Origin of the sequence: Shinella curvata (assembly GCF_022899935.1) — a bacterium.
Taxonomy (GTDB): domain Bacteria; phylum Pseudomonadota; class Alphaproteobacteria; order Rhizobiales; family Rhizobiaceae; genus Shinella; species Shinella curvata.
Genome location: NZ_JALJCJ010000004.1, coordinates 668,973 through 680,558, shown reverse-complemented (window position 1 = coordinate 680,558; position 11,586 = coordinate 668,973). Strand labels below are relative to the sequence as shown.

At 63.1% G+C, this 11,586-nt stretch carries 10 protein-coding genes; 2 read left to right on the top strand and 8 right to left on the bottom strand.

What is annotated here, in order from left to right; translation table 11 throughout:
• Together MUU55_RS18120 and MUU55_RS18115 are read left to right on the top strand one after the other, a co-directional pair.
• Positions 1-225, top strand: a 225-nt coding sequence (locus tag MUU55_RS18120) for an electron transfer flavoprotein subunit alpha/FixB family protein (protein ID WP_244762145.1), incomplete at its 5' end; no start/stop codon positions are given.
• A gap of 116 nt (positions 226-341) precedes the next feature.
• The gene (locus tag MUU55_RS18115; RefSeq protein WP_244762144.1) at positions 342-1,235 is read left to right on the top strand and encodes a DMT family transporter; all 894 of its coding nucleotides are present in this window, start codon (positions 342-344) and stop codon (positions 1,233-1,235) included.
• 46 nt (positions 1,236-1,281) lie between these two features.
• On the opposite strand, the gene MUU55_RS18110 is transcribed toward MUU55_RS18115, so the two are convergent.
• The 8 genes from MUU55_RS18110 to MUU55_RS18075 are packed head-to-tail and all read right to left on the bottom strand — an operon-like array spanning position 1,282 to position 11,445.
• Positions 1,282-2,184: a LysR substrate-binding domain-containing protein gene (locus MUU55_RS18110; protein ID WP_244762143.1), complete on the bottom strand. Its 903-nt coding sequence runs from the start codon at positions 2,182-2,184 to the stop codon at positions 1,282-1,284.
• A gap of 51 nt (positions 2,185-2,235) precedes the next feature.
• Positions 2,236-3,441 carry an NAD(P)/FAD-dependent oxidoreductase gene (locus MUU55_RS18105; protein ID WP_244762142.1) on the bottom strand — a complete coding sequence of 402 codons (1,206 nt, stop codon included), beginning with the start codon at positions 3,439-3,441 and terminating at the stop codon, positions 2,236-2,238.
• Positions 3,438-4,256, bottom strand: a complete 819-nt coding sequence (locus MUU55_RS18100; protein WP_244762141.1) for an NAD-dependent epimerase/dehydratase family protein — start codon at positions 4,254-4,256, stop codon at positions 3,438-3,440. Before MUU55_RS18100 ends, MUU55_RS18105 begins: the two co-directional genes overlap by 4 nt.
• A 12-nt stretch (positions 4,257-4,268) precedes the next feature.
• Complete coding sequence (locus MUU55_RS18095) at positions 4,269-5,474, bottom strand: pyridoxal phosphate-dependent aminotransferase (protein ID WP_244762177.1); 1,206 nt, start codon at positions 5,472-5,474, stop codon at positions 4,269-4,271.
• Positions 5,474-7,090 (bottom strand): hydantoinase B/oxoprolinase family protein, encoded by a 1,617-nt coding sequence (locus MUU55_RS18090; protein ID WP_244762140.1) that lies wholly within the window; start codon positions 7,088-7,090, stop codon positions 5,474-5,476. Before MUU55_RS18090 ends, MUU55_RS18095 begins: the two co-directional genes overlap by 1 nt.
• Positions 7,091-7,092: 2 nt before the next feature.
• Positions 7,093-9,171, bottom strand: coding sequence for a hydantoinase/oxoprolinase family protein (locus tag MUU55_RS18085; RefSeq protein WP_244762139.1), 2,079 nt, complete (start codon positions 9,169-9,171; stop codon positions 7,093-7,095).
• A complete protein-coding gene (locus MUU55_RS18080; RefSeq protein ID WP_244762138.1) occupies positions 9,168-10,844 on the bottom strand; it encodes a thiamine pyrophosphate-dependent enzyme in 1,677 nt (558 codons plus the stop codon). The genes MUU55_RS18085 and MUU55_RS18080 overlap by 4 nt, the downstream gene beginning before the upstream one ends.
• Positions 10,834-11,445, bottom strand: a complete 612-nt coding sequence (locus MUU55_RS18075) for an SDR family NAD(P)-dependent oxidoreductase (protein WP_244762137.1) — start codon at positions 11,443-11,445, stop codon at positions 10,834-10,836. Before MUU55_RS18075 ends, MUU55_RS18080 begins: the two co-directional genes overlap by 11 nt.
• Between the last annotated feature and the right edge of the window lie 141 nt (positions 11,446-11,586).

The following is an 11,586-nucleotide window of genomic DNA, read 5'->3' as shown; positions in this document are numbered from 1 at the left end:
GCGCCGAACGACTGGCAGGTTGGTCAGACGGGCAAGGTGGTCGCGCCGCAGCTCTACATCGCCTGCGGCATCTCGGGTGCGATCCAGCATCTCGCCGGCATGAAGGACTCGAAGGTGATCGTGGCGATCAACAAGGACGAGGAGGCGCCGATCTTCCAGGTCGCCGACTACGGCCTCGTCGCGGACCTGTTCGAAGCGCTGCCGGAATTGCAGAAGGCGCTTTAAGTGGCATGGCGGGAGGCGGCTGCGCGCGCCTTCACGATGCCGACACGGACATCGTCCATTCACGCGCTCACCCTTGTGCTATTGGCTTGCATAATGATTCTAAGTGTGTGGATGCCATGAGCCCCAAGACCCGCGGTTATCTCTTCGCCTTCCTGGCCATCTGCATTTTTGCCGGCCAGGATGCGATCACCAAATATCTCGGCGATCATTATCCGGCGCTGTTCATAACGATGATCCGCTTCTGGGCCTTCGCGCTTTTCGTCTGCGCTTTCGCCGCCTCGTCGCCGGGCGGCATCCGCAAGGCCGTCCGTACGGGTCGCCCATGGCTGCAGATCGCCAGAGGCCTGCTGCTCGTCGCGGAAATCGTGCTCATCGTCTTTTCTTACGTGCATGCCGGCCTTGCCATGAGCCAGTCGATCTTTCAGGCAACGCCGCTGATTATCACCATCCTCTCGATTCCGCTGCTCGGCGAGGCCGTCGGATGGCGACGCGGAACCGCCGTGCTGGTGGGCCTGCTTGGCGTTCTGGTGATCATCAATCCTGTGGATGTCCACTTCGACCTGTCGCTGCTTCTCCCCCTCGGGGCATCCGTGCTCTTTGCGCTCTACAGCATCGCCACGCGCGCGGTGAGCCGCGAGGATTCGGCCGTGACCAGTCTCTTCTATGCCGGCATTGCCGGGGCCGTGGCGATCTCGCTGATCGGTCCGTTCTACTGGACTGAGGTGGAGCCTTCCGACTGGTTCGCCCTTGCCGCGCTCTGCATCTGCGGCACCCTCAGCCACTATTTCCTGATCCGCGCCTATGGCCTGCTGCCGGCGGCCGAAGTCCAGCCCGTCACCTATTTCCAGCTCGTTCTCAACGTCATTTTTGCCGTCTGGCTGTTCGGGGAGATCGTCACGCTCAACATGATCGCCGGCGCGATCATCGTCGTCGGCGCCGGCCTTTTCACCATCTGGCGCGAGCATCAGCTGGCGCGACGAGCGCGACCGCTGGATCCGACGGCCGTGTGAAAACGGACCACTGATTTCGGAGAGAATATCTGGAGCGGCAAGCGCCTCACCACTGTTCGGCGGCAATCCAGTCACAAAAGGCGGAGATGATCTTCACCCGCTTATGGGCGCGGGGAACAACAAGGTAGAAGCCGGGGACATCCTTCTTGTCCATCGTTTCGAGAATCTCGATGCCGAGAGGCGCGACGAGCGCGCCGGCTTTGATGTCGGCCAGCGCATCGAGCTTCGATACGAGCCCGACGCCGATGCCGGAGATGCTGCCCCGGCGCATCGTCGCGGCATCCTGGAATTCAATCTCGCCGGCCATTTCCAGCGAAGGCAGGCCGAGATGCGCCAGCACCTTGCGCCAGAGATCGCGCGCCATGACGGGATGGAGAAGCGTCATGCGGCCGAGGTCGGTAGGTGAAGAGATCTGCTTGGCCAGTTCCGGCGAGCAACAGATGATCTTCGGATCATGCATCAAGAGTTTTACGTCATATTCCTTCCAGTTGCCGAAGCCCCACTGGATGGACACATCCACTTCGTCGGCCGCGAAATCGCGCACGTTGACCATCGTCGTCAGGCGGATATCGGCACCGGGCATGCGCTGGCGAAAACGCTCCAGCCGCTCCATCAGGTAGCGCGTGGCGAAATACGGACTGACATTGATGTTGATGCGGTTGCGGTAGGTCGAATTGGTAACGCGGCGGATGCCTTCGGTGAACTCGTCAAAACCTGCCTGAACGAAATGCGAGAGGATGATCGCATGCTCCGTCGGCTCGATGACCCGCGCCTTCCGCTCGAACAGCGGCACATGCAGGGTATCTTCCAGCAGCTTGATCTGCTGGCTGATGGCCTGCGGCGTGACGAGCAGTTCGTCAGCCGCGCTGCGGAACGTGCCCTGTCGCATGACCGCCCAGAATGCGCGCAACGCATTGAGAGGGGGAAGCCGTGTGTGTTGTCCAGCCAATTCACCCCTCCCGCAGGGACCATCAGATACAGCCGACGCAGCCGGTCGCGGTTATATCACGGCTTTTTCGAGGAAGGGCCGGTTTTCCACGATCCGCTCGTAGCCGACCTCCGTCAGATCCAGTGTGCGATATTCGCCGTAGGTGATCAACTCGGACACGCCCCGTCCTGTCGCCGGCCCCTGTTGCAGGCCGTGGCCGGAAAAACCGTTGGCGAAGACGAAGTTGCGCACCACCGGATGGCGACCGACGACCAGATTATGGTCGAGCGTGTTGAAGTCGTAGTGCCCTGCCCATTGGTTCACCACCTTGATCGCCTCGAACCGGGGCGAGCGCTCGGCCAGCGCCGGCCAGATGATTTCCTCGAACTCCTCATAGCGCGGCTCGAAATCGTCCCAGTCGGCTGCCGGGTCTTCCACCGGCGGGCAGCCCGTGAGGAAGAAGCGGCCTTCGGGCCGGCAGAACACGCCGGATGGATCGATCATCAGCGGCAACCGTCCCTGATTGACGGTCGCGCTTCCTTCCGGCGTCTGAGCGCAATCGAAGACGAACAGGGTGCGTTTGCGCGGCTCGACCGGGATGTCGAGGCCGGCCATGCGGGCCGTGAGCGCCGCACGGGGGCCGGACGCGTTGACGATCGTGCCAGCCTTGACGACAGCGCCGGACTTCAACGTCACCGACGTCACGGCATCGCCCTCGCGGCCGATAGCCACGGCTTCATCCGTGACATAGTCGACGCCGAGCGAGCGGGCCTTGTTCTTGAAGCCGTACATCAGGCCGGTATTGTTGAACCAGCCTTCACCGGAGCGGCCGTAGGAGGCCAATTCGATATCCGCCACATTGAGATGCGGAAAGGCGTTGGCCAGTTCGTCACGGTTCCAGAGCACGACATCGGCGCGGCAGGAGACCTGCGCCTCGTGGTTCTCCTTGAGGACCCGCACCTGCTCCGGCGTGTTGGCGAGGAACAGGTAGCCGCCGGAATGGAAGCCGAGATCGGGCCTGTCGTCGCCGACCTGCATCATCTCGCCGAAATTGCGGATGACCTCGGAGCCGTACTGGCTGATCCTGACATTGATCGGATTGGAAAACTGCGTGCGGATCGAGGAGGACGAGAGCGATGTGGCCGCCGTGAGATAGGTCGGATCACGCTCGATCACGAGCACGGAACCGTCGAAATCGGGATTGGCCGCTAGGTAATAGGCGACGGCGGAGCCGATCACCGCGCCGCCGACGATGACGACGTCATACCGGTCTTTCATTTCGATGCCTCATCGTTGGGATGGCCGATATCGACGAACCATCCGCCGAGATAGAGAGTGGACGGCGCCTTCGGATCGACCGGCGGCTTTTCCGCCTCAACCTTGGCGCGGAAACGCTCGGTATTGTCCTGCGGGACATAGCCGAGATGGCCGGCTTTGCCATTGTCGACGGGTTTGACGGCATTGTCGGAGAGGCCGAAGCTGATCGTGTGGCCGACGCGCGGCGCCGTCAGGCTGGCCGTCACCAGGCGGGTGCAATCCTCGAAGGACAGCCAGGACCAGAGCATGCGCCGATCCGCCGGCTCCGGGAACGAAGAGAAGATGCGCAGGCACACGCTCTCCAGCCCGAACTTGTCCCAGTAGAAGCGGCTCAGCGCCTCGACGAAGCACTTGGAGACGCCGTAGAGGCTGTCCGGTCGCACCGGGGCGTCCGTATCGATATGGGCCTCCAGCGTTTGGTAGCCGATTGCGTGGACAGACGAGGCATAGACCACGCGCTTGACGCCATGTTTCCGCGCGGCCTCGTAAATGTGGTAGCTGCCACGGATATTGGCATCGAGGATATCTTCCCAGGGGCGTTCCAGCGGCACGCCGCCGAAATGCACGATGGCATCGACGCCCTCGACCGCCTTCGTCACCGCTGCCTCGTCGGCGAGGTCAAAGACCATCGCCTCCTCATTCGGCTGGAGGTCTTTGATTTCCGCGACATCCGCCAGACGCAGCCGGTCGGCCAGCGGCGCAAGGCCCCGGCGCAGTTCCGTGCCGAGACGGCCTGCCGCACCCGTGATCAGAATGGTCTTGTAGGGTTTGGACATTCTTCGTTCCAATCAGAATTCGAGTTTGGCGATGGCAGCGCCGATGCGCTTCACCGCCTCCGACAGCACCTCCTCGGAGGTTGCCGTGGAAATGCGAAAGAAGGGCGACAGGCCGTAAGCCGTGCCGGGAACCGCCGCCACATGACCCTCGTCGAGAAGATATTTCGCGACGGCGACATCGTCTTCCAGCGTCTGGCCAGCAGCGGTTTTCGCGCCGATCAGCGCGGCGCAGCCGATATAGGCGTAAAAGGCCCCTTCCGGCGGATCGAGGCTCAGCGCATTGATCTTCGTAATGCCCTCGACCACGAGATCGCGGCGGCGCTCGAACGCCGTGCGGAATTCGGCGACGCAATCCTGCGGTCCCTCCAGCGCTGCCTTGGCGGCAATCTGCGCCGGGGCGGAAACGGAGGTGCAGGACTGGCTCTGGATCGTCGCCATCGCCTTGATCAGGTCCTTCGGGCCGGCAGCATAACCGACGCGCCAGCCGGTCATGGCATAGGCCTTGGACATGCCGTTGACGATCAACGAGCGATCCCGAAGTTCCGGGCAGGCCGCACCGAAGGAGACGAATTTGCGCCCGTCGAAAAGGATGTGCTCGTAGATCTCATCCGACAGGATCATCACCTTCGGATACTTCGCGAGCACCGCGCCCAGCGCCTTGAGCTGCATTTCGGTATAGACCGCGCCGGAGGGATTGCCCGGCATATTGAGGAACAGCCAGCGGGTTTTTTCCGTAAGCGCCGCTTCCAGCACCTCGGGTGTCAGGTGAAAGCCATTCTCCGCCGGGCAGGCAGGCATGACCGGCACGCCACCGAAGAGCTTCACCATTTCCGGATAGGAGACGAAGTACGGCGCGGGCAGGATCGCCTCGTCGCCCGCCTCCACCGTCGCCATCAGCGCGTTGAAGATGATCTGCTTGGCGCCATTGGCGACCGCGATCTCGTCGATCGCGTAGTCGAGGCCGTTTTCGGTGCGGAACTTGGCGACGATGGCCTTGCGCAGGTCCACCGTGCCGAGCGAGGCGGTGTAGAGCATGCGCTCCTTACGTGCCGCCGCGAAGGCGGCTTCGGTGATGTGGGCGGGTGCGGGGAAATCTGGCTCGCCGAGACCGAGGTCGATCACGTCGACGCCCGTTGCCGCCAAGTCCTTGGCGGCCTGCGAGACGGCCATTGAAGCCGAGGGTTTGACGGCGGAAAGGCGGCTGGCAATGTGGCTCATCATTTTTTCTCCGTCACATAACCCTTGGACAGGTCTTCGGCCCTGGCTTCGGCCGGGCGCTCGGCCGGGTTGCCAAACCCGCCACCGCCTGGCAACTCCAGCACGAGCCGTCGTCCCGCCGGTACATGCTGCCAGCCCTTCGGCCGCAGTTTGGTGCCGTCATCGAGCGTTGCCGAGCCGGGTGCGCCGTCTTCGCCGCCATCGCGGCCGCGAGCCGGCGTCGCGATGCGGTCGAACATTGCCGAGAAGTCGAACTCATGGCCTTCGGCGGGCGCGATCTCGATGATCTGGCCGAGACCGCCGCGATACTTGCCAGCACCGCCGGAATCGGGGCGCAGCTCCTTGCGCCAGACGACGATGGGACCGGTATGCTCGGTCGCCTCGATCGGCATGGTGTGGACGCCCGACGGGAAGGCCGTCGAAGACAGACCGTCGATGCCGGGCCGCGCACCCATGCCACCCGAATTGAACATCAGCACCTCGGCGCGGCGGCCGGACAAGCCAGCAACCGGACGGGCCGAAATATGGATGTTCCAAAGGGCGGCAGCCCCTTCCGCAAGAATCTGGCCCGGCAGCGCCTTGGCCAGCGCGCCGAGAACGAGGTCCGGCACCATGTGGCCGATGACATGGCGCACCGAAACCGGGGCCGGCCGCGGGGCATTGAGAATGTTCGTGGGCGAGGAAACGTTGAAGACGGCGAGAGAGGCCGAATTGTTCGGAATATCGGGCGCGACCACGCATTTCAGCGCATAGCAGGCATAGGCCTTGGTGTAGATCAGCGGCACGTTGATGCCCCAGCGGCTTACACCATCCGTGCCGGAGAAATCGACATTGACGCCACTCTCGGTGATCGAGACCTCGGCCGCGAGACGGATCGGCACATCATAGCCGTCCGTCAGCATATCGTTCGTCCAGGACCCCTTGGGCAGGCCGGCGATGCGCTCCATGGTCGCCGCGTGCGTGCGCGACAGAATGAAATCGCCGAGCGTGTCGAGATTGTCATAGCCGACCTCATCCAGCATCTCGATCAGCCGCTTGTGGCCGACGTCGTTGCAGGCGGCGAGCGAGTAGAAGTCGCCGATCACCTGGTTCGGCTCGCGCACATTGATGCGCAGGATTTTCAGCAGGTCCTTGTTCACCGTGCCGCGCTCGGCGAACTTCATGATCGGGATCTGGATGCCTTCTTCATAGACCGACTTGCCGTCCGCCCCGAAACCGCGTCCACCGACATCCACCACATGCGCCGTGCAGGCGAAGAAGCCGATCAGCTCCTCGCCCTTGAAGGAAGGCGAGACCATGGTGATGTCGTGCAGGTGGCCGGTGCCCTTCCACGGATCGTTGGTGACGTAGGTATCGCCCGGATACATGTCTTCGCGCGGGATTTCTGCAATGAAGTGCAAGACGGCCTCGGCCATTGTGTTGACGTGACCGGGCGTGCCGGTGACGGCCTGTGCCAGCATCTCGCCCTTGGCGTTGTAGACGCCAGCCGAAAGATCGCCCGCTTCGCGGACGGAGGTGGAGAAGGCCGTGCGCAGCAGCGTCAGAGCCTGTTCCTCCACCACCGAAATCAGGCGGTTCCACATGACCTGCATGCGGATTTCATTGATATCGCTCATGATCAGCGTCCCTTGCGCACGAGGAGAATGGTACCGTCGATCTGGATGACGGCATCGAACGGCGACGTGACGATGGTGGAGGTTTCCCGCTCGACGATGACAGCGGGACCAGTCACCCGCGCACCCGGAGAAAGCGTCTCGCGCGGCACGATGGCCGTTTCCAGCGTCTTGCCGGAAGCGGGATCGAAGACCGCCCGGCTGACGGGCGCAGGCACAACACCACCATCCAGCTGAAGCGTGAGGCGCTCACCCTCTGGGCGCACATCCTGTGCTTTAACCGACCAGGTGACGAATTCGATTTCCGGCCCCTCCACGGCGCGGCCAAAGAACTGGGCGTAACGCTCCTTGAAGGCCGCCTCGATCATTGCCGTGTCCGCCTGCGTGAAGGCGCGGTCGGGCAATGCCACCGGAATTTCCCAACCCTGCCCTGCATAGCGCATGAAGGCGGTGATCTCGCGGATGATCTCGCCATCCGTTCCGGCGCGCACGAAGCCTTCGGCCGTCGCCTTGAGGTCGTCGAGCATGGTGTTGATCGCGCCGGCATCGAATTTCGACAGGCCCATGATCTTCGAGGCCAAAGCCTCATAGCCGAACGGCGCCTTGAGAAAGCCGATGGCTGAGCCCACACCCGCCCCCTGCGGAATGAGGCACTGGTCCACACCGAGCTTTTCGCAGAGCCGGGCGGCATGTAGAGGTGCAGCACCGCCGAAGGCGATCATGATGTTGTCGGAAATGTTCTTGCCGTTCTCGACCGCATGGACGCGGGCCGCATTGGCCATGTTCTCATCCACCACCTCGACGATGCCGAAGGCGGCGGCCTCGGTGGCAAGCTTCAGCCGGTCACCGACATCGCGCGCGATCGCCGCGCTGGCGTTTTCGACCGAAAGCCTGATCTTGCCGCCGGCGAAATTATCCGGATCGAGCTTCCCGAGCACGAGGTCCGCGTCGGTAATCGCCGGCCGCTCGCCGCCGCGCTGGTAGCAGGCCGGCCCCGGTTCGGAGGCCGCCGATTCCGGGCCGGCCTGGATGCGGCCCATGGCATCGACCCAGGCGATAGAGCCGCCGCCCGCGCCGATCTCGATCATCTCGATGACGGGAATGGAGATCGGCATGCCCGAGCCCTTGCAGAAACGATAGGTGCGGGCGACCTCGAAGGTGCGCGCGGTATGGGGCTGGTAATCCTCGATGAGGCAGATCTTCGCCGTCGTACCGCCCATGTCATAGGAGACGACGCGATCAAGGCTGAAGCGGCGGGCGATATCGGCTGCGAAGATCGCTCCGCCCGCAGGTCCCGACTCCACGAGACGGACCGGGAATTCGGAGGCCGTCTCGACCGAGATGAGGCCGCCGCCGGAATGGATCATGAAGACAGGGCATTGCGCGCCCATTTCCTTCAGCCGCACCTGCAGGCGCGACAGGTAGTCGGCCATCTGCGGGCGCACATAGGCATTGGCACAAACCGTGTTGAAGCGCTCGAATTCGCGCATCTGCGGCGAGACCTCCGACGAGATGGAGATCGGGATTGCGAGTTTCCTCGAGAGGATTTCGCGGGCGCGCTGCTCGTGCGCCGGGTTCATGTAGGAATGGATGAAGCCGATGGCGACGGCCCCGAAGCCGCGCTCGGCGATGACATCCGCCAGGGTTTCCAGCGCCGCCTCGTCGAGCGCTTGCAGTTCCCTGCCCTGCGCATCGATACGGCCCTTGACCGGAAACCGATCCTCGCGCGGGATCAGCGGCTTCGGCAGCACGAGGCTGAGGTCGTATTGTTCGAAGCGGTTTTCCGTGCGCATCTCGATGACATCGCGGAACCCTTCGGTGGTGATAAGGGCAGTGCGGGCACCACGGCGCTCGATGAGCGCGTTGGTGGCGAGCGTCGTGCCGTGGATGACGATGTCGATATCCCTGGGCGCGATGCCGGCATCCCGCACGACGATGTCGATACCGTCGAGGATCGCCTGTTCCGGTGCCGAATAGTTGGTCAGCACCTTCGTCGAAAAGAGCTTGCCGCGCACATCGAGCGCGATGTCGGTAAAGGTGCCGCCGATATCGGCGCCAAGGCGGATGTCGTGACGCTGTGTCATGCGGTTTCCTTTGCAGAAAGAGCGGCCTCGCGCATTTGGCTCAGCGTCTGGCGCGGGGTCAACGCCTCGGGTGAAATGTCGAGATCGAGAAGGGCGCCGGTCTTCGATGCCCGCGCCCGCTCGAAGGCGGCGGCGAAGTCATCCGTGGTTTCCACCCGCTCGGCATGGAAGCCGTAAGACTTCGCCAGGGCCACGAAATCCGGATTGATCATCGTGGTGCCGGAGACGCGCTCCGGATAATGCCGTTCCTGGTGGGCGCGGATCGTGCCGTAGATGCCGTTGTTGAGCAGCAGGATGATCGGCTGCGCCCCATGCTGGAGGGCGGTGGCCAGTTCCTGGCAGTTCATCTGGAAGTCGCCGTCGCCGGCGAAGCAGACGACAGTGCGCTCGGGATGGGCGACCTTGGCGGCCACGGCCGCCGGAACGCCATAGCCCATCGCGCCGGATTGCGGGGCAAGCAGCCGCGCTTTCGGTCCGAATTTGAAGAACTTGTTCGGCCAGACGGTGAAATTGCCCGCGCCATTGGTCAGGATCACATCGTCAGGCAGCACGTCGTTTAGAAGCGCCATGACCTTTCCCATATCGACCGGCGAAGGCAGGTCCGGGAGATCGAAGCCCTTTTCGTACGCGGCCCGTCCCTTGGCTCGCCATTCAGCCCAACCGCCCTTGACGGGCTCGAGCGCGCCGAGAGCCTCCGCAAACGCATTCGGGCCGGCATGAATGCCGAGCGTGGGACGATAGACCTTGCCGATCTCCAGATCCGACCCATGGACATGGATGATCTGCTGGCGCGGCTGCGGCACGTCGAACAGCGTGTAGCCGTCCGTGGAATTTTCCCCGAAGCGGTTGTTGATCGCGAGGATGACGTCAGCGTCGCGTAACAATTCCTTGACCGAAGCGACCATGCCCACACCGGCTTCGCCGCAGAAAGTCGGCGAGGCGTTGTCGTATTGATCCTGATAGCGGAAGACGGATACGACCGGGATATCGGACGCCTCGGCAAAATGCCGGACGGCGCCCATCGACCCATTGGCCCAGTTGCAGCCGCCATAGAGAATGACGGGACGCTTTGCGCATTCCAGTATCCCGTGCAGACGCTGCATCACCTCAGCCGTTGGCGCGGGCTCGGCGATCTCGACCGGGCCGGAAAGTGGCGCGGCAACCGTGAGCGAGGTCAGCATATCCTCCGGCAGCGCGATCACAACCGGGCCGGGACGGCCGGAAACCGCCAACGTCCAGGCACGGGAAAGGATTTCCGGAATGCGCTCGACCTGATCGATCTCGACGGCCCATTTGGCCATGGTCCCGAAGACGGCCTTGTAGTCCAGTTCCTGGAAGGCCTCCCGCCCTTTCATGTCGGTCCCGACCTGACCGACAAACAGGATCACCGGCGCGGAATCCTGCAAGGCGGTATGCACGCCGATCGAGGCATTGGTGGCGCCGGGGCCGCGGGTGACGAAACAGATGCCTGGCGAGCCGGTGAGCTTGCCATAGGCTGCGGCCATGAAGGCGGCGCCGCCTTCGTTGCGGCAGAGAACATAGTCCAGGCGTCCTGCGGTGTCATGCAGCGCATCGAGCACCGCGAGATAACTTTCCCCGGGCACACCGAAGCTCTTCTTCGCCCCCAGCGACAAGAGGCACTCGACGAGCAGCTGCCCTCCATTACGTTCCATAGCCATGTTCCTGATTTTTGATGAATTGAGAACGGAAACCGGACGCCGACAACAGCGTCAGAACGTCGGATCCCAACCGTCGATACGGCGGTTGCCCCACGGCGAGGCGGTGAACAAAAACCCCAGTGTGCTGAACTTCTTCGGCAAGGGCGCGCGCAAAGCCGTCGAGCGCACCTGCGGCGGCCCGTTCGATAGCACTGTTCGCTTCAGCATAATCGACGGATAACATCACGCAGGCACCGCGGCCGCGCTCGATCATCGCGGGGAGGATGGCCCGCGTGATGTGTAGCATGGCAGACAGGTTGACTTCGAGAGCCATGTCGATGTCAGCTTCGGCAAGCCGCAGAAACTGCGTCTCCTCCGGCCAGCGAAAGGCTGCGTGGACGAGAACATCGGGCTCAAGCCCTTCGGCAACGGTGCGGACATATTCACGATCCGTGAGGTCCATTGCCAGCGGAACGATACCGTACTCGCCGCGCATCTCGTCCAGCGCGAGACGATCCCGGCCAAGCGCGTGTACTTCCCAGCCTTCCCTTGCAAGCGAAGTGGCGATCGCGCGTCCAGGAGCACGCGTCGCCCCCGTGACTAGTGCTTTCGTCATCACACGATCCTCATGAGGCAAGTCAGAGGATGCCTGCGGACGCCATCGGCTTAAACGAAGAAATTGGCAGGCTTAGACAAGTTCTTCTTGTTTTCGCTTTGTCGGCGATTGGTGGTTCCTCGTGGACCCCGCTCGGCGTCA